18 protein-coding genes are annotated in these 23,065 nt (G+C 37.8%); 6 read left to right on the top strand and 12 right to left on the bottom strand.

Annotated features, from left to right (window positions below):
* Positions 1 to 615: 615 nt before the first annotated feature.
* Entirely contained in the window at positions 616 to 1,437 is an 822-nt protein-coding gene (gene spoIIP / locus OE105_RS04930; RefSeq protein WP_275421628.1) for a stage II sporulation protein P, read from the top strand.
* Positions 1,438 to 1,648: 211 nt separating this feature from the next.
* On the opposite strand, the gene plsY is transcribed toward spoIIP, so the two are convergent.
* Entirely contained in the window at positions 1,649 to 2,245 is a 597-nt protein-coding gene (plsY, locus tag OE105_RS04925) for a glycerol-3-phosphate 1-O-acyltransferase PlsY (protein ID WP_275421627.1), read from the bottom strand.
* Positions 2,246 to 2,577: 332 nt separating this feature from the next.
* Complete coding sequence (locus OE105_RS04920; protein WP_275421626.1) at positions 2,578 to 2,871, bottom strand: hypothetical protein; 294 nt, start codon at positions 2,869 to 2,871, stop codon at positions 2,578 to 2,580.
* A 164-nt stretch (positions 2,872 to 3,035) separates the two neighbouring features.
* On the opposite strand from OE105_RS04920, the gene OE105_RS04915 reads away from it, so the two are divergent.
* The 5 genes from OE105_RS04915 (at position 3,036) to OE105_RS04895 (ending at position 9,331) form a co-directional block, all read left to right on the top strand.
* A complete protein-coding gene (locus tag OE105_RS04915; RefSeq protein ID WP_275421625.1) occupies positions 3,036 to 3,392 on the top strand; it encodes a helix-turn-helix domain-containing protein in 357 nt (118 codons plus the stop codon).
* A 213-nt stretch (positions 3,393 to 3,605) separates the two neighbouring features.
* Positions 3,606 to 4,022 (top strand): CoA-binding protein, encoded by a 417-nt coding sequence (locus tag OE105_RS04910; RefSeq protein WP_275421624.1) that lies wholly within the window; start codon positions 3,606 to 3,608, stop codon positions 4,020 to 4,022.
* Positions 4,023 to 4,215: 193 nt separating this feature from the next.
* Complete coding sequence (gene parE / locus OE105_RS04905; RefSeq protein ID WP_338030925.1) at positions 4,216 to 6,186, top strand: DNA topoisomerase IV subunit B; 1,971 nt, start codon at positions 4,216 to 4,218, stop codon at positions 6,184 to 6,186.
* Positions 6,186 to 8,636 (top strand): DNA topoisomerase IV subunit A, encoded by a 2,451-nt coding sequence (gene parC, locus OE105_RS04900; RefSeq protein ID WP_275421622.1) that lies wholly within the window; start codon positions 6,186 to 6,188, stop codon positions 8,634 to 8,636. Before parE ends, parC begins: the two co-directional genes overlap by 1 nt.
* A gap of 416 nt (positions 8,637 to 9,052) precedes the next feature.
* Positions 9,053 to 9,331: a hypothetical protein gene (locus OE105_RS04895; protein WP_275421621.1), complete on the top strand. Its 279-nt coding sequence runs from the start codon at positions 9,053 to 9,055 to the stop codon at positions 9,329 to 9,331.
* A gap of 16 nt (positions 9,332 to 9,347) precedes the next feature.
* On the opposite strand, the gene OE105_RS04890 is transcribed toward OE105_RS04895, so the two are convergent.
* The 10 genes from OE105_RS04890 to OE105_RS04845 all read right to left on the bottom strand — a co-directional run bounded on the left by OE105_RS04890 (position 9,348) and on the right by OE105_RS04845 (position 22,904).
* Entirely contained in the window at positions 9,348 to 10,742 is a 1,395-nt protein-coding gene (locus OE105_RS04890; RefSeq protein ID WP_275421620.1) for a nucleoside recognition domain-containing protein, read from the bottom strand.
* Positions 10,729 to 11,448 carry a FeoB small GTPase domain-containing protein gene (locus tag OE105_RS04885; RefSeq protein WP_275421619.1) on the bottom strand — a complete coding sequence of 240 codons (720 nt, stop codon included), beginning with the start codon at positions 11,446 to 11,448 and terminating at the stop codon, positions 10,729 to 10,731. The genes OE105_RS04890 and OE105_RS04885 overlap by 14 nt, the downstream gene beginning before the upstream one ends.
* Positions 11,426 to 11,692 carry a FeoA family protein gene (locus OE105_RS04880; protein WP_275421618.1) on the bottom strand — a complete coding sequence of 89 codons (267 nt, stop codon included), beginning with the start codon at positions 11,690 to 11,692 and terminating at the stop codon, positions 11,426 to 11,428. Before OE105_RS04880 ends, OE105_RS04885 begins: the two co-directional genes overlap by 23 nt.
* Positions 11,693 to 11,933: 241 nt before the next feature.
* Positions 11,934 to 12,833 carry a manganese catalase family protein gene (locus tag OE105_RS04875; RefSeq protein WP_275421617.1) on the bottom strand — a complete coding sequence of 300 codons (900 nt, stop codon included), beginning with the start codon at positions 12,831 to 12,833 and terminating at the stop codon, positions 11,934 to 11,936.
* Positions 12,834 to 12,855: 22 nt separating this feature from the next.
* Entirely contained in the window at positions 12,856 to 13,104 is a 249-nt protein-coding gene (locus OE105_RS04870) for a YuzF family protein (protein WP_275421615.1), read from the bottom strand.
* A gap of 144 nt (positions 13,105 to 13,248) precedes the next feature.
* On the bottom strand, positions 13,249 to 14,862 hold the full coding sequence (locus OE105_RS04865; protein WP_275421614.1) for an acyl-CoA synthetase: 1,614 nt from the start codon (positions 14,860 to 14,862) through the stop codon (positions 13,249 to 13,251).
* Positions 14,863 to 15,116: 254 nt separating this feature from the next.
* The gene (locus tag OE105_RS04860) at positions 15,117 to 16,952 is read right to left on the bottom strand and encodes an SLC13 family permease (RefSeq protein WP_275421613.1); all 1,836 of its coding nucleotides are present in this window, start codon (positions 16,950 to 16,952) and stop codon (positions 15,117 to 15,119) included.
* A 128-nt stretch (positions 16,953 to 17,080) separates the two neighbouring features.
* Entirely contained in the window at positions 17,081 to 17,992 is a 912-nt protein-coding gene (locus OE105_RS04855; protein WP_420842572.1) for a TIGR01777 family oxidoreductase, read from the bottom strand.
* Positions 17,993 to 18,120: 128 nt separating this feature from the next.
* Positions 18,121 to 21,651 (bottom strand): AAA family ATPase, encoded by a 3,531-nt coding sequence (locus OE105_RS04850; RefSeq protein WP_275421611.1) that lies wholly within the window; start codon positions 21,649 to 21,651, stop codon positions 18,121 to 18,123.
* Entirely contained in the window at positions 21,648 to 22,904 is a 1,257-nt protein-coding gene (locus OE105_RS04845; protein WP_275421610.1) for a metallophosphoesterase family protein, read from the bottom strand. Before OE105_RS04845 ends, OE105_RS04850 begins: the two co-directional genes overlap by 4 nt.
* Positions 22,905 to 23,065: the final 161 nt, after the last annotated feature.

Below are 23,065 nucleotides of genomic sequence, written 5' to 3'. Positions count from 1 at the left end.
TTTTTTCTCAATTGAAAGGATATATGAAAAAGTCGATGATAATTACCTGTTGAGTAATGATTTTTTACCCATTGATAGGAGACAATCCAAAATATATAAAAAACAAATTGAAAATACATTGAATAAAAAACGAATTCCTGTGTATGATTTGTGAAAAACTCAATCATAAAAAAGCTCCTTTTATCGTTATCCGCCCATCACGTCTTCACATGTTTTCAATTTTAACGAATCGGAAAAAAAAGTCAAGAACGATTCATTTCTATTTTTCTCTTCTATGATCGTCTACTCTTTCATATCTATTTACAAAGAACAAAACGATAGGTGATGGATATGAAAGAGTTGATGAAATTTATTTTTACAATTTTTTCCCTGATTACGGTTTTTTCATCAATAATCGTTAATGAAACTAATGTGTTTTTTTCGACACTCATCCAAGATCGCAAATCTAAGCACGTACATATAGACACGCTTGTTCGGATGTTATCTTCAGAGAATCATTATTTTTACGACCCATCGAATCGTGCCGATGATTCTATTATACATCATGCATTGCAACTTACCACAAATATTAATTTAAAAGATGTTCGTAGTTTCATTTATGAGGAAATCCCAGGGATGTTTACCATTACATCAGAAATCATTGTCGCCGGAGAGGGAACGGATTTTACAAATATACCGATCGAATCTTCGCCACCGATTGAAGAATTGTTAAAGGATCGGGAAATAAAGGAAAACAGCCTTGAAAAAATTCCGAAAGAAACCCCGAAGGCCCCTTACATCCAACCAGAGAAAAATACTGTTTTCATTTATCATTCCCATAATCGGGAATCATTCATTCCACATTTGAAAGATAGTTTCGATGCTTCATCGGCTCAACATAAAGAGATTAATATTACATTAGTCGGAAAACGTTTAGGAGATCAATTAATTAAAAAAGGAATCGGTGCCGTTGTCGATACGACGGATGTCGCTTCCATCTTATACGAAAGAAATTGGAAGTATAGGCAATCCTATGATGTATCAAGGGAAGTCGTTGAAGAGGCACTAGCAACGAACGAACATTTCCTATATTTATTCGATATCCATCGAGATTCAGTTGGAAGAAAGGCAACGACGACAACCATTGACGGAAAAACCTATGCAAAAATATATTTCGTAATCGGAAAAAGCCACGAGAATTATAAAGAGAATGAAAAATTTGCAATTGAATTAAATCGAATGATTGAAGAAAAATACCCGACTTTAACGAGGGGAATTGCCCGAAAGGATAAAACGACTGGTAACGGAGTTTATAATCAAGATTTATCCGAAAGGTCGGTAATTATCGAAATCGGGGGACCAGAAAATACACTAGACGAATTATATAACACTGTCGATCTATTTGCAGAAATATTTGCCGAGTATTACTTTAAAGATGCAGTCGAAGTAAACGGTTGAAATAATGGAGCTGCCCAATAGGTACAGCCCCATTCAAAAATGCGCATGATTCATTTTGGTGGAGGCACCGCGGGCGCGACCTAGTCTTTTCGACTCGCAAGTTCGGTTGTGGGGGCTTTGGCTCGTGCTGCTTCTGCTGAAATCGCCGCCACCTTTCATTAACATAGGGATTGATCAGACTGTCCCATTCGATTTTCCCTTCGAAAGGAATTTACAACCATTTCACTTTCGGTTCCGTTTTATTTTTAATACGTTTAATATTTGCCCGATGGCGATAAAAAATAAACACACTAAAGATCACAACGACGAGAATCAGCAGCCAATCCTTTGTAAATAGGGAATAAATAATAGCTAAGACCGCCGAAATCATCGAAGAAAGGGATACGTATTTGGAAATATACAAGCTTATAAAAAAGGATAGTATAAGGATGACAAAAAGAAGCGGTTGATAAAACAAAACAACACCTGCCGATGTGGCAACGGCTTTCCCACCCCGAAAACCAGCAAAGATCGGATACATATGACCGACGACTGCAAACATCCCTGCCAACAACGGATGAATATCGATTTCTGTACCGGTTACGTTAGTTAAGATAAAAGGTAAGGCGGCTGCTAATGTTCCTTTTAAAATATCTGCCGAAGTTACGATTAATCCGGCTTTTACTCCTAACGTTCGGAATGTGTTCGTCCCACCCAAATTTCCACTGCCATGCTCCCGTATGTCCGTTTTGTAAAAAACCTTACCTATAATCAGGCCAGAAGGGATGGAACCAAGCAAGTAACTAATAGTAAAAACAAGCATATACATATAATTTTTACCCCTTTTTCATCATTTTTTCATCGGTAAAACGTTAGATTCTACTACCGATTATATTTTATTTCTTTCCAATAGAAAACTTTTTTTGCATTGTTATGGGAATAAATTTTGAAAAAGATAACATACACGATATGACATCGATTGTTTACGAAAAAATTGGATTGTCGTCGAAAGGATCGTTGAGATCGTTGAAAGGAAGAATCGAGATGTTCGTAGCTGAATCATATGAAGGAGGGATAAAAAAAAGTCGAAAAATCCTCGACTTTCGTTCAAATAACAGATATCTAAGATGATCCATGATATAATGAAAAAGAACATATTTCCTATCCATGATACGATCCTTTTTCAAGGAATTCTTTATAAAATAACATGCCATCGATAAAACCTTGCTTGAATATTTGCACATCATATTCATCTTTCATTTGAATAAGTAAATCTTTCATTTTTGACGCTAAATGCTGCTGATCTTTTGGTAAAAGAGTTTCAATTTGCTCGATATTTTCTTTGAATTCACCATATATTTGAAAATTCTTATTTTTTTCAAATTTCAATCGGATATTTTCTATTCGTTCCAAAGCAATTGCCTGAAATTGTTGATTGAATGTAGAAGACTGCATCCCCACATCTCCTTTATTCAATATTTGAATATATAAAACGTCATAACTAATTTTAGAATATATGATTCATTCTGTTTTGTAAATGAAAAATTGTTTGATGAAATAACCCTTATTTCCATTTCTTTATTCAAGCATAAATGTGTTCGAGTAGGGAGTGGATTGAAATGATCGATGAAGTACATGTCGGACAATTAATGAGAGAAATTAGGAAAAATAAAGGCTTCACATCGACAAAAATGGCTGAAAAATTACATATTTCCCAACCAAAACTATCTCGGATTGAAACAGGAAACCAACCCGTTTCCATTTCATTACTAAGTCGGTTTTGCATCATTTGCCAAATGTCCCTCGTTGATTTTTTTCGTCTACTTGAAGAACGTACAAATTTTCACCAATTGATTCATGAAAGTCGGGCCACCTATCAAGAAATTTCAACGATGGATCGGATATTTGCCAATTTAACAAAAGAAGAAAAAGAAGCGATTCACTATCTTATTTATACATTCAAATCCGAAAGGTAACAATAAGTACTCGTTCAATTAAAGATTAGAAACGTTGCAAATCGTCCAATTTTAAAACTTTTCCCTTTTACACGGTTGAAAGAGTAGACAAAATTCAATTTTTGTGTTTTAAAATAAATAACAGTCTTATTTCCTTTATTTAACGCTTAGATAATTTTTAGTTTTAAGCTCTGAAACTGTTTGGAAATCGATATGAAAGGTAGGAGGATAAAGATGATCCAAAACCCGTCAATGGATGAAATTCGTGATATATTAAACCGTGCAAAACGAATTGCCGTTGTTGGCTTAAGCAATAATCCTGAACGAACGAGTTACCAAATTGCCAAAGCGATGCAAGATGCCGGGTACGAAATTATTCCGGTTAACCCGATGGTTGATGAAGTGTTAGGGGTTAAAGCTGTAAAATCTTTAAAAGAAATTGAGGGACACGTTGACATCGTTAATATTTTTAGAAGAAGTGAATTTTTACCTGACATTGCTGAGGAATTTTTACAGATTGATGCGGATGTTTTTTGGGCACAACAAGGAATCATCCATGAAGAAGTTTATGAGCGGTTGAAAAAGGAAGGCGTTCCCGTAATTATGGACCGTTGCATTAAAGTGATGCATGCCTTAGTTAAAGCATCATAATATGGAACTTCCACCATTTCGGATGGTGTAAAAAAGGTTGGACTGTTTTTACGTTCCAACCTTTTTCTATGTCCAAAAGGAGGGGTAAACCGAGAAAAACAAACAAATGTTCCCTGCCTATATGGACAAAAGGAAAACTTTTCGTTTAAAATAAACAATAGTTATTTGATTAGCGTTTGAAAGGGGAATGGTAGTGGCCACAAATCAACCGATTCAATATAATGATGATTCCATCCAAGTGTTGGAGGGATTAGAAGCTGTTAGAAAACGGCCGGGTATGTATATTGGAAGTACGGATGCCCGCGGTCTTCACCATCTCGTATTTGAAATTGTCGATAATGCGGTGGATGAAGCATTAGCAGGATTTGGCAATCAGATCATCGTTAAAATTCATAAGGATAACAGTGTGAGCGTCACAGACTTTGGTCGTGGAATGCCAACGGGAATTCATAAAACAGGAAAACCGACAACAGAAGTTATTTTTACCGTTTTACATGCAGGGGGAAAATTTGGCCAAACGAGCTATAAAACGAGTGGAGGTCTGCATGGAGTTGGTGCATCTGTTGTAAATGCCCTATCGGAATTTTTAACGGTGACGATCAAAAGGGATGGCAATATTTATGAACAACGTTTTGAAAACGGTGGAAAGCCGGTAACGACGTTAAAAAAAGTTGGAAAAACGAATCAAACTGGGACAACAATTCATTTCAAACCAGATGCAACGGTTTTTTCTACAACTGTGTTCCAGTATGAAATCTTATCCGAACGTCTCCAAGAGTCCGCTTTTTTATTGAAAGGGTTAAAAATTGAAATAATCGACGAACGGACAGGAACCCATGAAACGTTCCAATATGAAAATGGGATTCAAGCCTTTGTCGATTATTTAAATGAGGATAAAGATTCTCTCCATCCAGTCGTTAGTTTTGAGGGAGAGCAAAACGACATTGAAGTCGATTTCGCCTTTCAATTTCATGATGGATATTCGGAAAATATGCTTTCCTTCGTCAATAACGTTCGAACAAAAGACGGAGGCACCCATGAAATCGGGGCAAAAACCGCAATTACCCGCGCTTTCAATGAATACGCAAGAAAAAGCGGATTATTGAAAGAAAAAGAGAAACTCGATGGATCGGATATTCGAGAAGGACTAACCGCTGTCGTATCCGTTCGAATCCCTGAAAATTTATTACAGTTCGAAGGGCAAACGAAAAGCAAGCTCGGGACTAGTGAAGCAAGAAGTGCAGTTGAAGCCATCGTCTCTGAACAATTGTCCTATTATTTACAAGAAAATCCCGATATTAGTGAAATGTTAATAAAAAAGGCGATAAAGGCCGCTCAGGCACGGGAAGCAGCAAGGAAAGCCCGGGAAGAGGCGAGAAATGGGAAAAAACGAAAAAAATCAGAGGCCCTTCTTTCTGGAAAATTAACGCCAGCGCAATCGAGAAATCCGAAAAAAAATGAATTATTTTTAGTGGAAGGAGATTCTGCAGGTGGTTCTGCGAAACAAGGACGGGACAGGCGTTTTCAAGCGGTATTGCCTTTAAGAGGAAAAGTGATTAATACAGAAAAGGCGAAATTAGCGGATATTTTAAAAAATGAAGAAATCAATACGATTATCTATACCATTGGAGCGGGTGTTGGAGCAGACTTTCAATTGAATGAAGTAAATTACGATAAAGTGATTATTATGACCGATGCGGATACGGATGGTGCCCATATCCAAGTCTTACTGCTAACTTTCTTCTATCGATATATGCGTCCACTAATCGAATCTGGAAAAGTATATATCGCTTTACCACCCCTTTATAAAATTAGTAAAGGGATTGGAAAAAAGGAAGTAATCCATTACGCATGGACAGATGATGAATTGAAGGCGATTACGAAAAAGTTAAGAAGGGGATATGACGTTCAGCGGTATAAGGGACTCGGGGAAATGAATGCTGATCAACTTTGGGAAACGACGATGAATCCGGAAACCCGTACGTTGATCCGCGTTCGAATCGATGATATCGCTCGCGCTGAAAAACGCGTAACGACATTAATGGGAGATAAAGTAGAACCAAGGAGAAAATGGATCGAAAACCATGTTGATTTTGGAATGGAAGATGATGGCAGTCTCCTCGATAACGATAATATTCAAGGAACGAATCGGGAGGATCGATAATGGAAAGTCAAACGGAAATATTAAAAGATTTACCTTTAGAAGATATATTAGGAGATCGTTTCGGTCGATACAGTAAATATATTATCCAAGACCGCGCCCTTCCTGATGCAAGAGACGGGTTAAAACCTGTACAAAGACGTATACTGTACGCTATGCATGTGGAAGGAAATACCGCAGATAAAGGCTTTCGAAAAGCAGCAAAAACCGTCGGAAACGTGATTGGGAACTTTCACCCACACGGAGATTCCTCCGTTTATGAAGCGATGGTGCGCATGAGCCAAGAATGGAAAATGCGAAATATCTTAATCGAAATGCACGGGAATAACGGAAGTATCGATGGAGATCCACCTGCTGCTATGAGGTATACGGAAGCGAGATTATCAAAAATTAGCGCAGAATTATTAAGAGACATCGACAAACAAACGGTCGATTTTATTCCCAATTTCGATGATACGGACCAGGAACCGGTAGTATTACCTTCGAGATTTCCAAATTTACTCGTGAACGGTTCAACGGGTATTTCCGCCGGCTATGCAACAGATATCCCTCCCCATAATTTAGGTGAAATTATTGACGGAGTTATTTTACGCATTGAAAATCCTCATTGTACCGTCGATGATTTATTAAAAGTTATTAAAGGACCGGATTTTCCAACTGGTGGAATTATTCAAGGGTTTGACGGAATTAAAAAGGCATATGAAACGGGAAAGGGTAAAATCATCGTCAGAGGAAAGGCAGAAATTGAGTCGATTCGTGGTGGGCGTAAACAAATTGTTATTACCGAAATCCCATATGACGTAAATAAAGCGAACTTAGTAAAAAAAATCGACGAATTTCGAAACGATCGAAAAATCGAAGGAATATCGGAAGTACGGGATGAAACGGATCGAACGGGACTACGGATCGTAATCGAATTAAAAAAAGATGTAGACGCCCAAGGAATTCTAAATTTCTTATATAAAAATAGCGACTTACAAATTACTTATCATTTTAATATGGTGGCGATCCATAACCGAAGACCAAAACTGATGAACCTTCCAAGCCTTTTAGATGCGTATATCAATCATCAAAAGGAGGTCGTAAAAAGACGGACGAAGTTTGATTTAAAAAAGGCGGAAGAACGGTTGCATATCGTCCAAGGATTGATAAAGGCGATATCGATTTTAGATGAAGTCATTGCAACAATTCGAAAATCGAAGGATAAACGGGATGCGAAAAATAATTTAATGAATCGATACGAATTTACCGAACCCCAGTCGGAAGCCATCGTGTCCCTACAATTGTATCGGTTAACGAATACGGATATTACCGCATTAAAAAAGGAAGAAACAGAATTAAAGAAAAAAATCAATCAGTTAACAAAAATCCTATCCAATGAAAAGCAATTATTAAAAGTAATTACGCAAGAATTGAACGGGATTCGAAAAACATACGCCGACGATCGAAAAACGACGATCGAAGAAAAAGTAGAAGAATTGAAAATTGGACTGGAAGTTTTAGTACCGAATGAAGATGTGATTGTTACAGTTACAAAGGGAGGTTATATAAAACGGACGACCATCCGTTCCTATAATGCATCCGGATGGGAAGAATTCGGTTTAAAAGAGGACGATCGAATATTAGCTTCCTATGAAATGACGACGATCGATGTGCTCCTTTTATTCACAAATAAAGGAAATTATCTGTATTTTCCTGTCCATCATATTCCAGAGATACGCTGGAAAGATGTGGGACAACATGTGGCAGGAATGATTCCAATTGAAAGGGATGAACAAATAGTTTCCGCCATCCCGGTTAAAGATTTCTCATCCTCCCAATATTTACTATTTGTTACGAAAAATGGTTTAATCAAAAAAACCGAACTCAGTCAATATAAAGCACAGCGCCATTCGAAACCGTTAATTGCAATTAATTTAAAAGAAGATGAATTGCTAGAAGTACATTTAACGAGTGGGAGAGAAGATCTATTTTTAGCTTCCTATTTTGGATACGGTTTACGGTTTAACATCGATGAAATCAATCCGATTGGTGTCCGAGCAGCAGGGGTGAAAGGAATCAATTTAAAAGAAGGAGATTTTGTCGTCGGAGGTAAATTTATACGTGATAAACAATCATCTCTAATCGTTGTAAGCCAACGGGGAGCTGTAAAACGAATGGCTCTCGATCAATTTGAACGAATGTCACGGGCGAAACGGGGAGTCGTCATGTTTAGAGAGCTAAAAAACCATGCTCATCGACTCGTCGGATTCGTATTTGGTAAAGAATCGGATCAAGTAATCATCGAAACCGATAAAAAACATCAAGAAATCATTCCTGTAGATACGTTACGACTAAACGATCGATATTCAAACGGCTCCTTTTTTGTCGACGAAAAGGAAGACGGTACGGTAATAGCAATCCACAAGATATTAACCGGACCGACGAAACCGAATGAAGAAAAAGATGAATAGACGAATCATGTAAAGGATTAAAAAAGGGTGCATTTACGCACTCTTTTTTATTCGAATAAAAGAATAGAAGAAAATGTGAAGTGAGTGAAAGAAAAATTAAGTAAAATAGAAATTTTAACCATAACAATATTATGTTAACTAAAATTTTGAAAAATAAATAGAAAGTAGATCAATACAAATAATAAATAATTTGTATAGAAAATCAAGAAATAAAAACCGTGTTAAATCAACGGACAATTTTTTTTACAAGATTTTAGTTTATTTCTACGTAACATTTTTATTTTACGACTGGAAAAATTGGACAAAACAAATTAAAATATATATAGTTTATTAAATATTGTTTCCGTCTCAAAATAACAAGTATACTTCGGTATTGAGATACCGAGATTTCTTTTCCCCTCAACTTCGTATAATTTATGTTATGTAAACTAGAAAATTTTAACGAGTTTTGGCCACTTCCCCTTCTTTTATCACTATTGGTAAAATTGCCATTCGTTAAACGATTTATTCTTTCTGCAAAAAACAATTCATTTCAACAATTAACGATATTTCATCTTTTTATTCCACGAATGAATTTTAAAATAATCGATCATAAGCCACCGAGTCGATCCTTTATTCATTTCCCTTTATTTGTGAAAAATAAAACGAAAAAACCGGTTGCTGATGAATTCCTCATCAACGAACCGGATGATTAAAACATTTTATATACAATTATACCCAACCGAAACCTCTGACCACTTGAGCAACGATCAAAGTAACGACAATTGCAATGGATGTCGGTAATGCGAAAGCAACGAAAGTCCATTTCTTGCTATGGGTTTCCTTATAAATATTTAGCATCGTAGTACCGCATGGAAAATGAAGCAATGAAAAAAGCATCATATTTAATGCAGTTAACCATGTCCATCCGTGATCAACAAAAATATGTTTAATTGCAGATAACTCTTCTACTTCTGTCATCGCCCCCGTTGATAAATAGCCCATGAGCAAAATCGGTAATACGATTTCGTTTGCTGGGAGTCCAAATAAAAAGGCAGTTAAAATATAACCATCTAATCCTAGCAACTGGCCAAAGGGATCGAAAAATTGTACGATATACATCAATATACTCGTATCTCCGATCATTATATTGGCTGCAACCCACGTTAACATACCTGCAGGGGCTGCAATAACTACTGCCCTTTTCAATACGAACAACGATTTATCTAATGTTGCACGGAGAACGGTCTGCCAAAATTTAGGAATCCGATACGGTGGCAGTTCCAACGTATAATGGGTCGGTACGCCTCGGAGTAAAGTTTTCGATAAAGCCCATGAAACGAAATACGTAACGACGATTCCGAACAGTACAATTCCCATAACTACCGCAGCTGTTACGAAAGTCCCCATTGTTTTAGGTAATCCAACAGCCATAAACAAAGATGACAACAATATAAGCGTCGGCCATCTTCCATTACACGGGACAAAATTATTCGTTAATATGGCAATCATTCTTTCCCTAGGAGATTCGATGATTCTTGTTGACAAAATGGCAGCCGCATTACAACCAAATCCCATTGCCATCGATAACGCTTGTTTACCGTGGGCACCTACCCGTTTAAACAATCGGTCTAAATTAAATGCGACACGGGGTAAATACCCGTAGTTTTCCAGTAAAGCGAACATCGGAAAAAAGATCGCCATCGGCGGCAACATAACGCTAACAACCCACGCTGTTCCTCGATAAAGACCTAAAACGATTACGCCATAAAGCCATTCAGGAGCATGAATCCAATGAAAAAACATTGTTAAATATCCTTCAAACCAATTAAATAAATTTGCCAATAAGGAGGAAGGATAATTTGCCCCCGCGATTGTAATATAAAAAACAACCCCGAGCATTGCTAACATAATTGGAAACCCGAAAATTTTCGATGTGAAAATTCGATCGAGTTTTTCCGTTTGACGTAATTTTTCGGGTGATTGATAACGGATGGTTTGATTACAAATGGATTTCGATTGTTCATATATATTTGTAACAATTTCATCTCGAAGATTATCCGATGAAAGGGAATTTGCTAAATTGATAATTTCATCATATTGTTTTAGTTCATTATTTGTACCCATCGCTCTTCTCTTCCCCCTCACCCATCTGTTTCCTTCTCATATACGTCTTTAATATAGATTCATCTCCATCCAATAGTCGTAAGGCAAGCCATCGAGGAGATATATCATCGCCTACGATTTTATCCATTTTCGGAATCAATTGTTTTAATTTCTCTTCCACCTCATTGGAATATTTGATTTGATAAGGGGTGGTTGAAATATTTCCAGTAATCATCCGATCGATTGTATCGAGAAGTAAGTTGATCCCGACTTTGTTTCTTGCAGATATTTTAATAACAGGAACACCGAGTTTGTCCATCATCACATTTTCATTAATGATAATTCCCTTTTTCTTAGCCTCATCGATTAAATTGATACAAATGATGACTTGGTCGGTGATCTCCATGACTTGCAAAGCGAGATTTAAATTCCTTTCAATGGTCGTTGCGTCTAAAACTACAATAGTAATATCCGGTTTTTCAAAAACAATAAAATCTCTTGCTACCTCTTCATCCGTCGAATTGGACAAGAGTGAGTAAGTACCCGGTAGGTCGTAAATCGTATAGTCTTTTCCTTTATATGAAAAAGAACCTTTTGCAAGAATAACTGTTTTCCCCGGCCAATTTCCCGTATGCTGCTTTAAACCTGTAAGTGTATTAAATAAGGTGCTTTTACCAACGTTTGGATTTCCCGCTAAGGCAATTTTAATCGTCTGTTTTTGATTCATTTTTCACAACCTCCCCGAAAATTTTTGAGCTTTCCTCTTTACGAAGAGCAATAATCGTTTGACTTACTTCATATGCAATCGGATCTCCGAGAGGACTTTTTTGCACAGCAACGACTTTGGCCGACGGGACAAATCCTAAATCTAAAAGACGCCTTCTCATCGTTCCGGTAACTTCTAATCTCTTAATTTTTATACAGTCCCCGATTTCTGCTTGGTCGAGAGAAATAAGATTGTTATTACACATCAGTACGCCTCCTACCGAAAAATTGGCTGTGGATTACAATGTTTACCGTAACCAACATTTATAAGTTTATTTTACTCACGAATGTTTCCCGTGTCAAACTTTATACTAAAATAGTACTATTCTTTTTTTATATTTATAATTATTTGTAATTCGGGTTAAAAACCTATTTAAATCCAATGGATCACACCTGTTTTTTGCAATCTTTGTTTTAGGCAAAAAAAAAGAAACTGTATTTCTTTAATTATGTTAACCCTGCATTTTTTTGCAATCGTTTCGCAATTTCTTGAAAGTCTTCCGCACTTATTCCAGGGGCAAATTCTTCACAAATCTCCGAATAATCAGGTACGGGAGCACCTTTCGGGGTTCCGATCACCACTTCCAACGGTTCTTTCGTTTCCGGATGAGTCCCTTTCCAAATCTGTTGAATTCCACGATAATCCTTTTTACTAAACGTATACAATTTCCTATGGGCTCCCTTTTCCTCGTATTTCCTAGCTGTATCAAAGGATCGGTTCGATAAATTTGGTACGGGTAACATTTTCGTAACATTGACACCTGTTGCCACTTCCAACGCCTTTGCATAAGCGACAATATGCGTTCCACCTCGAACGAGCAAATAGCCGATCATTTCTCTCGCTGTCGGATGACTCGTCATTTCATATACCCGCATTTTATGGGTTCGGGCACCAATTTCTAAAAAATAATTGTGCAAAAGATCGACAATTAAATTTCCGCTATTAAACACATTGTCACCTGTCCATGGTCTTCCTTGGGAATCGCCAGGTTTTCCACTTTGGGCCGTATCGATAAAGGCATAATGATTCCGTTGATCCTTTGCATTCCGCAATGGAGCAATATCGGGGTCCCCTGGAAAAGAACTACCTTCCATCAATATATTAATCGCATGGGTTACCAACTCCAAATGACCAAATTCCTCCGCGGCAATACTTGCAATTAAGTCATAAAACGGTTTTAATTTTTTCTTATTTTTGAAATTGAAGGATTGGAACAAATAATTATTGAAAGTGGACATTTCTCCGTAACGTCCGCCTAACAATTCTTGAACGGCAGATGCGGCATTCGGATCCGGATCCTTTGGCCTAGGTAATTCAATTGCAATTTCATTGATCCGTTCAATCAACTTCCATCCCCCCTTTTTTCATTCATCTATCCGGTTTGATCCAAATAATTTGGGCGGTTCGTACAAAAAAATGACTTCCATCCACCGAAACTGTGATATGATCGGGATACACTTGTTTTAAAGTGCCGCGAACCGAATCCTTGACCGTTTGGACGACAAGGTTTCGATTAAGTAACTGATTTAAACGTTGATAAAGATACGGATCGACATAGGATCGTAATTGTGGGTTTCGAGAATACGGATTTCGATTGTCAAAATTAGCCTCAGCCATTGAAATTTCCCCCTTTCTTTTCACGTTAATAATGTATTAGTTTGTATGGATGTCTTATGCCCTTCCATTGGAGATTGTTTTCGGCCGACATATTAAAAACGATTGCTAAATGCGCAATCGTCTTTTCATTGAATAAAACGGTTATTATTCTCTTTTATCCTTTAAGTGACGATACATTTCCCTTAATTTTCGTTTTAATAGTTTTCCGCTCGGATTTTTCGGTAAGCGATCGGTAAATTCCACATATTTCGGTACTTTAAATGTTGATAGTCGTTCTTTACAAAAGGAAATTACATCTTCTTCAGTCAACTTTACCCCCTCTTTCGGAACGATGACAGCCGTTACTGCTTCAATCCAATACGGATCCGGAATGCTGATCACTGCAACTTCCGATACCCCTTCCATTTGATAAATTACTTCTTCCACTTCCCTACTGGAAACGTTCACTCCGCCCGTATTAATCATATCTTTTTTTCGGTCGATGATGGTAATATAACCTTCCTCATCCATTACTCCCAAGTCACCGCTATGAAACCATCCACTTCGAAAGGCTTTGAGGGTTTTTTCCGTATCATGCAAATAGCCTTTCATCGCATGGGGCGTTCGATGAACAATTTCACCAATCACACCTGGAGGAACTTCATTTCCATTTTCATCAACAATTCTTGTTTGAACATTTAATGTCGGTTTTCCTGCAGATCCAAGTTTGCGCATTTGATCCTCCGGTTGAAGAGCTGTTGCAAGGGGAGCTACTTCCGTCTGTCCGTAAAAATTCCAAAAACGTGCATTTGGAAGTCGTTCGGATAATTCTTTTAATATTTCTCGAGGCATAATTGCTGCACCATAGTAACATTTTTGCAAGGATGATAAATCACGTTTGTTGAAATCTGGATGTCTCAATAGGGCAATCCAAACGGTAGGAGGACAAAATAGTTGGGTGATTTTTTCCTTTTCTATCGTCTCTAAAATTTTGTCCGGTTTTGCATTTTCTAAAATAATTCCACTCGAACCAAGATAAATGCTTGGACCTAAAAAGCAATGGAGTTGGGCACTATGATAAAGGGGAAGTGCGTGTATGCAAACATCGGTTTCCGACATTCCACCACTAACGATCGTACTTACGTATTCACTCACGATACTTTTATGGGTGAGCATTACCCCTTTTGGTCTCGATTCTGTTCCGCTCGTATATAAAACATGTGCAAGATCTTCATCATCGATGTCCGCATCGATAAACTCCTTTGATTCATCCTTCCTTGCAACGGATAAGGGAGTCCATTTAGAAGAATAATTTTTATCATCCTCTCCTTCCCATTTATCCATCAAAAATCGATGATTGATCATTAATCCTTCTCCCGCTTGGTCAATAATTGGTGTATATTCGTCAGCTGCCAACACACCGGTTACTTTCGCATGGTCTAAAATGTAGCGAACATCTGAGTCCGTTAACATATAGTTGATCGGAATCATAACTGCACCGATTCTCGCCAATGCAAAGGTGGAGATTACAAAATCGAGACTATTTTTCGACATAATTGCAATCATGTCCCCTTTTTTAATCCCATCATTTAAAAAGGCATGTGCGGTTTGATTGACGAGATCATCCAACTCCGAATAGGTAAGGCGAATATTTTTGTAAGCGATTGCGAATTTATTTTGAAACCTGTCCCTTGTGCGTGCTAACAGATCCCCTAATGTATTTCTCCGAATCCGTTGAATCTGTGCCAAACCTTTTTCTTCATTAGAAACATTTAACATATTATCGCTCCTTTTCAAAAAAATTGTAATATTTCATAATTTTAGTATATGGCAGAAAAATAGCAATCTCAATGACAGAGATTGCTGAATTTTGTCAATTTCTTCGATTTTTAAGAATAACTCCTTTAGATGAAGTGGTCATGTTCCATTAATCCTAATAAATCACAACGATCAATAACACTCCAAACCCATATAAGCGGAACGTTACTTCTCCTTTTCAATTATGTAAATGTTTCTAAAGCTTCCCGTTTAACTTAGAAAGGATAAATGATTGGGATAAAAATGATCATCACAATAAACATAATGAGTACTAATGGCATCCCAACTTTAAAGAAATCCATAAACGTAAAATTACCCGCTGTCATGACAAGGGCATTGGCTGGCGTCGAAAAAGGAGTAGCAAAGGATGTGGCTGCTGCAACCGCCACCGCCATCACAAACGGAATTGGATTTGCACCGATTCCTACAGCAGCATTTATCGCGATGGGGGCAAATAAAACTGCTGTTGCCGTATTACTAACAAACTGACCAAATAGGGCTGTTAATAAGTAAATCCCGGCAAGGATACCGATCGGACCGTATTCACCTAAATAATGAATAACAAATTCGGATAGAAGGGCAATCCCCCCCGTTTTTTCTAACGCCGTACCCATCGGCAACATGGCCGCAATTAATACGAGACTTTCCCAATTAATATGACTGTACGCATCGTCCATATTTCGCAAACACCCGGTTAAGATCATCCCAATAGCTGCAATCGAAACGGAAACGACCGTGGGAAAAATATCCAATACCATAAACATGACCATCATAAACAATATCCCAAAGGCAATCGGCGCCTTTCCCATTGCGGCAGCCTCTGATGCGTGTTTTTTCGGCTGACCGACGATGACCATGTCCTTTGTATCCTGGGATAAATATTCGATATCTTCCCATGTCCCTTGTAATAAAAGGGCATCACCAAAGCGTAGGGACAAATCAGAAATATTTTCCAATATATATTGTCCCTTTCGATTCACACCTATTACATTTACCCCATATCGTTTTCGAAAACCTGCTTCACTGATAGTTTTATGGATAAATTTGGAGTTTGGTGTTAACAAGGCTTCTGCAATACCGATCGTTTTTGACACAAATTGTTCAGTTTCATCGTGAGGCTCGATCTGTAATTCGTAATCGACGGCAAATCGGGCGACGTTTTCTGGAGCCCCCTCCAAATATAAAATATCATTCGGTTGTAGTTTGCTATCAGGACCTGCCATTTCCTGTTGAGGATGATTAAGCAATGAAAAACCTTCCCCGTTTTTATGTTCGATTGCAAGTACGATGACATGATAGCGGGAAGGAATATTTAGCTCACCTAACACTCGGTTAACAAGTTTTGAATGGGAAGGAATGATGACCCGATGTAATTTTTCCGATAAACGGTATTGTTTAATTAATTCATTTGGTGATCGTCCACTTTGATTCGCTCTTTTTTTTCGATCGTCTTTCGGGAGTAAATGACGGACGGACAATATGTATACAATCCCAGTGATAAAAGCGATGATTCCTAACGGTGTAATAGAAAAAAAGCTCAGTTTTTCAAATCCATTTTCAACTAATGTTTCACTAACGATTAAATTCGTCGGCGTAGAAATTAACGTCATAAATCCGGATAAACTACTGGCAAAGGCTAATGGAATTAAATATGTAGAAGGACTCAATTTCATACTGATGGCCATCGTTACAACAATCGGTAACATAATCGCTACTGTACCTGTGTTACTAATGAATGAACCGACAATCGCTACGACAAGAAAAAGCAAGATGAATAATCTTGTTTCACTTTCTCCAGCAAAGCGTAAAAGAAATCTGCCGGCCATTTGAGCAAGACCTGTACGTACGATTCCCCCACCGACGATAAATAAACCCGCTAACATGATGACCGTGGAATTTGCAAATCCTGCTAATGCCTCTTGAACATCTAAAATTCCTGTAACGGTTAAAGCGAGTAGAGATAATAAAGCGACGAGATCAGCTCTTATTTTTCCAATAATAAAAAGAAAAATCGTAATCGATAAAATGATGAACGTAATCGTAAGTTCCAAAGCAACAACCCTCTTTTTTCTTTCATGTTCCTAAATCACTTTCTTATTTTATCAAAAAAAAGAAGGAAAAAACTTTTAATTTTTAATGACAAAGAACCTGTCCGTTGTATTTTTTCTTAAAGTTGTTTTTAACCGATGTTTTCTAAATGTTGTAATGCTGAATATAAATTCGGATACAAAAAGGAAAAACCATTCGTCGTCAATGTTTCTGGTAGTACATATTGGCCTTCTAAAACGAGGGTACTTTTTTCACGAAGAACCATTTTCACTAGATTTGAAGGAACTGAAAACCAATGGGGTCTTTTTAAAACTCGAGCAATGGTTTTTCCAAACTTATCCATCCTCACCGGATTTGGTGCAGTTATATTGACGGGTCCTTTAATTTGCTCGTTTTCCACGATAAACAAAAGGGCCCGTATGACATCGTCGATATGAATCCATGACATCCATTGTTTTCCTGAACCGATTTTGCCACCGAAAAACAGTCGATAAGGTATTTTCAAAAGGGGATAAGCTCCTCCGTCCTTTGCCAGTACGACTCCAAAGCGGGCTAATACCGTTCGTATTTGTAGATCATTCAAACGTTTTGCCTTTTCTTCCCATTTTTTTACAACCGTTCCTAGGAAATCCTCTGCCCTATTTTCCGATCGTTCCGTATAAACCGCATGTTCCGATGGTGGATAGATCCCGATGGCACTCGCATTAATAAAAACTTTTGGTTTAGTTTTAAGTTTTGAGACGATGCGAATCAATTCTTCTACCGAATGGATGCGGCTATCTAAAATTTCTGCCTTCCCTTTTTCATTCCAACGACCTTGATTTAACGATCTTCCTGCAAGATTAATCAGGCAATCGATATCCTCCATTTCTTTTTCCGGTTTATCTCCCTTTCCAAGCCATTTTACATACTTCATTGTTCCACTTTTTCCTTTTGGAGGATATCTTGTTAAAATCGTTACATCATGCCCTTGTTCAAGTAATTTATTGGATAAATGATCACCGATGAATCCAGTTCCCCCTGCAATAACAAACTTCACCATTCTCCCCCCAGATTTTTCGTTCCTTTCCCTTTGGATACACGTACTTTATATTAATTCAATCGATAAAAAAAGAAGTGGAGTTATTGAAAAAAATCAATTAGAAAGGGAGGCCAAATCCCCCCTTTTGATCATTCAACCGGTTCCATTTGCTTATTTTCAATATGGTGAATGCGTAAATTTGCTCCGATATGCTTTGCCGCATCCACAACAAATTGATGGTGGGTGAAATATAAAATTTGCGTTTTCGATGCGAACTCATTTAGAATTGCCAACGTTGCTTTCGTCCTTTCGTCATCGAAATGAACGAAAATATCGTCCATAATTAATGGGAGTGGATCGGAATCATCGAGATGGTTTTCGACAAAAGCGAGCCGTAAAGCAAGATATAATTGATCCCTTGTGCCATCGCTCATTTCATGCACCTTTCGTTTTTCTCCCCTTCTGTCAATCGCAACGAGCAACGGTACATTTTCCTCATAGTCAATTATTAATTGTTTATAATGGTCGATCGTTAGTTGTTGAAAGAAATTGCTCGCCTTTTTAATCACCGTCGATTCGTTTTTCCGTCGATATTGATCAATCGCCCGTTGTAATAAACGCTTTGCCAGTTCAAATCGAAGATATTCATTCCAATATTGATCCACTTCTGCTAAATACGATTCAGCCTTTTGTGAATACATAATCGCATCGGTTTTTGTTTCATTCATTTCTTCAAATTCCCGTTCCAATTGCCATAAATGTTCCTTTTCATCTTTCATCCGTGTTTCAAGTTCCTCGAATTTTTCTTCCAATTGTTCGATTTGATTTGGAAGAATATCCGGATTTTCAATGGATTCCGCTTCCTTTTCCAATTGGTCAAGGGGTAAAAAGTCACCCGCTTCCATGAGCCGTTCTTCAGTATCCTGTATTTTTTCTTCAAGATCTTTTTTATGAATGGCTCGGTGAAGGAGTTCTTGAAGTTCATCGTAAGTTGTGCAATGATACGTATTCATATACGATTCGAGAATTTGTTTGTATTCCGCTTCCTTTTGTTCATTTTCCAAAATTTCCATCTCAATTTCTTTTAACTGTTTTCGAATTTCATCGGCCTTCGTTTTTTTCTCCTTTTCCATCTCATATGTTTCTCTTAATGTCCGAACGAAACTTTCGATAGACGGATAGTCAGATAGGTTTTCAGAAAGACGTTTGGCTAAATCTTTCACCTGATTTTCAAAATCCTCACAGTCTGCATTTTTGTTACGAATCGATTGCTCTGTGCGATTCATATTCGATATGATTTGGAACAATTTCCGAAGTTTTTCAATCGTACTTTTCGCAACCTCTGGATTTTCCCCCAAATGGGGATATTTTCGTTGGATTTTTTCCCATTTTTCTTTTGCAATTTGGAGTTGTTTATCCAACTGTTCCACCTTTTGTTTTTGTACAGCAATTTTTAATTCGGAATCTTTCAATCGATTTTTCAAATTTTCAATATTGATCCGTTTCTCCTCAGCCTTTTTGACAAAGGTTTCAATTTTTTGAAGAAAGATTTCAATATGTTCTTCATCGGAAGGGGATTGAAAACCAATTGTTTGAACCGCATTCTTTAACTCGTTGAGAAGAGTAGCCTTTTTGCGCAGCATGTCATCATATTGGTGTTCCGACTCCTTCACTTTCTTCCATTCTTCTAAAACCGGACGATAAAAGGCATTTAACCATTCTTTCATTTCCCTTGGAGATTTCGGTTCAATACCACTGATTTCCCATTCTTTTTCCCAATTCTCCTTAAGAGCGGAAAATTCCCGCTCATTTGCTAGTAATCGTTCTTCTAATTGACCAATCCCCTTTTCCGTTTGCTGTTTTTGTAAAAGAAGATTCGCCCTTTTTGCCGATCGATCCGATTCCCTTCTCATCAAATCCGCAATTTCATCCGCCTCTTCCATCGATCGTTCAAAGGTAGTAGCAAGGGACTCGATATCGGAAAAATCCCAATTCTCTTCCTTCTGGTTTTCCAACCAAACGGATTTTACTTGATCCCAATGTTCATTCCGATTCATCCGTGCCCTTTTTAAATCATCCTCCACTGGCACGTATCCACCTAGTTCGATTTGTTCCAACCGGTCGATTGTATCCTTCAACTGTTGTTTTTCTTTTACTAAACCTTGTTCGATCTCTTCCTTTTTCTTTTCTAATTCAGTCCATCGTTCGGTGTATTTTTCGATCGTTTCCTGAAGGGGAATGGATATATCAGCTAATTTCTGTATGCTTTCCGTCCAGATATTTTGTTCCTTTTGAATTCGACGAATCGTCTGTTTCCCCATTTCCCATTCACGTTTTGTTTTTTCAATTTGATCGTCGATATCCCCTTCCCTTTGTACTTGTCGAATAAGTTGTTCAAATGGAGCGGGATCAACCGGATCTTTCATCCCATCCAATTCCCTTTGAATCTTTGAACGTTCAAAGGATTGTTCGTCCAATCGTTCCCTTTCTCCTTGAAGGCTTAATTCCCATTTTTTAATATCCTCAGCTAACATTAATATATCCTCTTCATCGGAATAAGGGATTTGGAGCTGATCTGCTTCTTGAATCGGTACAGAAGGAGCGATCGATGCAAGTAATAAACGTGCTTCTTCCTTCCATTCATTCATCGAACGACGATCTTCAGGAATCTCTTTCATTTTCCTTGTAATATATTGTTGCACCTTCTCATTTAAAGAATGAATTTCCGTACCGAGTTGCAAGATTTTTTGATCATAACGGATCTGTTCTTCTAACGATTGTTTCTGTGTATATTTTGCTTTCCCCTTCGCCTTTTCCCCTTTTACTTTTTGGTAATTTTCTAAAACATCGGTTACATATTGAATCATTTCTTCAGAAAGGGTTGGGATTCCCTTCAACGTTTCGAATTGGGAAAGTAAATTTTTTCGGTCTCGATACGGCTTCCAAATTCGTTGCCCTCTCCTTTTTTTAGCGATTTCCCCTTGAATCTTTTCTAACTCTTCTTGAAGTAGGGTTAGGGCTTTCTTCTTCTCATCAATCTCATTTGCCTTTTTATGCCAATCTTCTCCCCGTAAGCCCTTTTCTTTAACAGCATTCATCGAATCCTTATACTGTTTCCATGATTTATTTAATAATTTCGATGAACTTTTTCGAAAAGTTGGATCGAGTAACTCCTTCGTTCGGTCATTTAACTGTTGTAAAATTTGCTGTAAATATTGAATGCCGCCTCCGGATTCAAATAAACTAATTCCTGCATGCCCCCCCGATTGTAGTAAACTTTCACCACCTTTTCGTAAACGCTCATGGTCAAATCCGAAAAGTAATGCATATTGTTCCTTTTGATAGCCACTTAAATAAGGGGACAATATGTCATGACTTAAATCTTTCCCGTCCTCTCCGACAAGGACTAACTTACTGTATCGCCTTTTTCGATAGAAATGAATCAATGGCAAAGAAGTATGATGGAGGATGGCTTCGAGTCTGGAACGGGTATCAAAGTGCTGCTTTAAATCTTCGTCGATTTTACCACCGAATAATAAGTCGATAAGTAATTTCAGTAGTGTACTTTTTCCAGCTTCATTCGGTCCATAAAAGATATGAAAGGAATTGTCCCTTCCTAAATCGATTTCAAAACGTTTAAAATGCAAAACCGATTCAATACCAATCTTTTGTATTTTCATCGGGCGCTTCCTCCCTTCGAAACCATTCCTAACAATAATTCCTTCGCGTCATTTAAAATCGAATCGATATCTCCCTTTCCTTCGATTCGAATTGCATCCTCTTGTTTAATATAAGAACTCAGCCGATTTTGAATCGCCTTTATATCTTGAATATAGGAATCAATAAAATCATCTTCCAATTCGTCCAATCCGATAGCATTGATCATTTCAGATATTGCATCTTTATGTTCACCTTGCCAGTTTTCTTCGTAGGGAGGTTCCGTTTTAAATTTTACTTTTTCAATCCAAATTTGATTCCCACCAGAAATTTGTGCGGCATTTTTTACTTCCGATACGTATCTTTCCCTTTCTTGTAATAAGCGACTATGCAAATCCGTTCGACCATGGAGGACGACCCGGACAGCTACCGGATGAGGTTCGTTTTCAATCGTTTCACTGATTACGTCGGAAACTTTTGCTGTAAAATCCACATCAGTCGTAACGTCCGACAAATCGACTTGACAAAGGTACCAGCGTAGAACATCTAAATTTCGATGTTCAACCGTTACATCCCTACCATCGACTGTAACGAGGGTGCAACCTTTTTCCCCTGTTTCACGGATATGTCGGCCTTGGATGTTCCCGGGAAAAATGATATACGGTTTTTCAGAAACGACTTGTCGCTTATGAATATGACCGAGTGCCCAGTAATCGTATCCCTTTTCGATTAATTCACTCCTTTTACACGGGGCATACCGTTCATGTCCCGCTTGTCCCTCCAAGGATGTATGAAGGAGACCGATGTTGAAATAGCCCGGGAGAGCATCCGGGTATTGAATGGCCATATTGCTCCATACTTCCCGTTCTTTATAACTCCAACCATGAATGGCAACATGGAGATCTTCAATTTTATATGTTTCCGGTTTGTCCGTACGAAATTCGACGACATTATCCGGCAAAACGAGTCGTTTCGAAATTTGGCTTGCCGCATCGTGGTTTCCTTTAATGATAAATACTTTTATGCCATGGTCACGAAGTCTTGCCATCATCGAATTAAAAAACAATCCGGTGGAATAATCTTGCCAATCCCCATCGTAAATATCCCCTGCAATAACAATAAATTTCACAGATTCTTCAATACTTACGTCCACTAAGTTTTCCAACGCTTTTCTCGTTGCCGTTCGGATTTCTTCCAATGGAGCATCATCTTCCAATTGAAGCCCCTTTAATGGACTATCTAAATGAAGGTCGGCACAATGGATAAATTTAAACATATTTGGCCCTCCGTTACTAGAACAATATATTAATAATATACCAGAAATCAGGATGGAGGACAAATATTCGACAGAATTTTCAAACGATTATCCGTTAAAACTGCTCATGAAACCCCTATTTATTCAAAAAAACAAACGACTTTCTAGGTAATTTCCCAGAA

The organism is Fervidibacillus halotolerans, assembly GCF_026547205.1.
In the GTDB taxonomy this organism is placed as follows: Bacteria; Bacillota; Bacilli; order Bacillales; family Caldibacillaceae; genus Fervidibacillus; species Fervidibacillus halotolerans.
The sequence above is the reverse complement of the archived record's forward strand: the minus strand, read 5'-3'. Positions and strand labels throughout refer to the sequence as shown.

Coding starts and splice junctions, on each gene's coding strand:
- spoIIP (WP_275421628.1), top strand. CDS start 616: ATGTTTACCATTACATCAGAAATCATTGTCGCCGGAGAGGGAACGGAT.
- plsY (WP_275421627.1), bottom strand. CDS start 2,245: ATGTATATGCTTGTTTTTACTATTAGTTACTTGCTTGGTTCCATCCCT.
- OE105_RS04920 (WP_275421626.1), bottom strand. CDS start 2,871: ATGCAGTCTTCTACATTCAATCAACAATTTCAGGCAATTGCTTTGGAA.
- OE105_RS04915 (WP_275421625.1), top strand. CDS start 3,036: ATGATCGATGAAGTACATGTCGGACAATTAATGAGAGAAATTAGGAAA.
- OE105_RS04910 (WP_275421624.1), top strand. CDS start 3,606: ATGATCCAAAACCCGTCAATGGATGAAATTCGTGATATATTAAACCGT.
- parC (WP_275421622.1), top strand. CDS start 6,186: ATGGAAAGTCAAACGGAAATATTAAAAGATTTACCTTTAGAAGATATA.
- OE105_RS04895 (WP_275421621.1), top strand. CDS start 9,053: ATGTTATGTAAACTAGAAAATTTTAACGAGTTTTGGCCACTTCCCCTT.
- OE105_RS04890 (WP_275421620.1), bottom strand. CDS start 10,742: ATGGGTACAAATAATGAACTAAAACAATATGATGAAATTATCAATTTA.
- OE105_RS04885 (WP_275421619.1), bottom strand. CDS start 11,448: ATGAATCAAAAACAGACGATTAAAATTGCCTTAGCGGGAAATCCAAAC.
- OE105_RS04880 (WP_275421618.1), bottom strand. CDS start 11,692: ATGTGTAATAACAATCTTATTTCTCTCGACCAAGCAGAAATCGGGGAC.
- OE105_RS04870 (WP_275421615.1), bottom strand. CDS start 13,104: ATGGCTGAGGCTAATTTTGACAATCGAAATCCGTATTCTCGAAACCCA.
- OE105_RS04865 (WP_275421614.1), bottom strand. CDS start 14,862: ATGTTAAATGTTTCTAATGAAGAAAAAGGTTTGGCACAGATTCAACGG.
- OE105_RS04855 (WP_420842572.1), bottom strand. CDS start 17,992: ATGGTGAAGTTTGTTATTGCAGGGGGAACTGGATTCATCGGTGATCAT.
- OE105_RS04850 (WP_275421611.1), bottom strand. CDS start 21,651: ATGAAAATACAAAAGATTGGTATTGAATCGGTTTTGCATTTTAAACGT.
- OE105_RS04845 (WP_275421610.1), bottom strand. CDS start 22,904: ATGTTTAAATTTATCCATTGTGCCGACCTTCATTTAGATAGTCCATTA.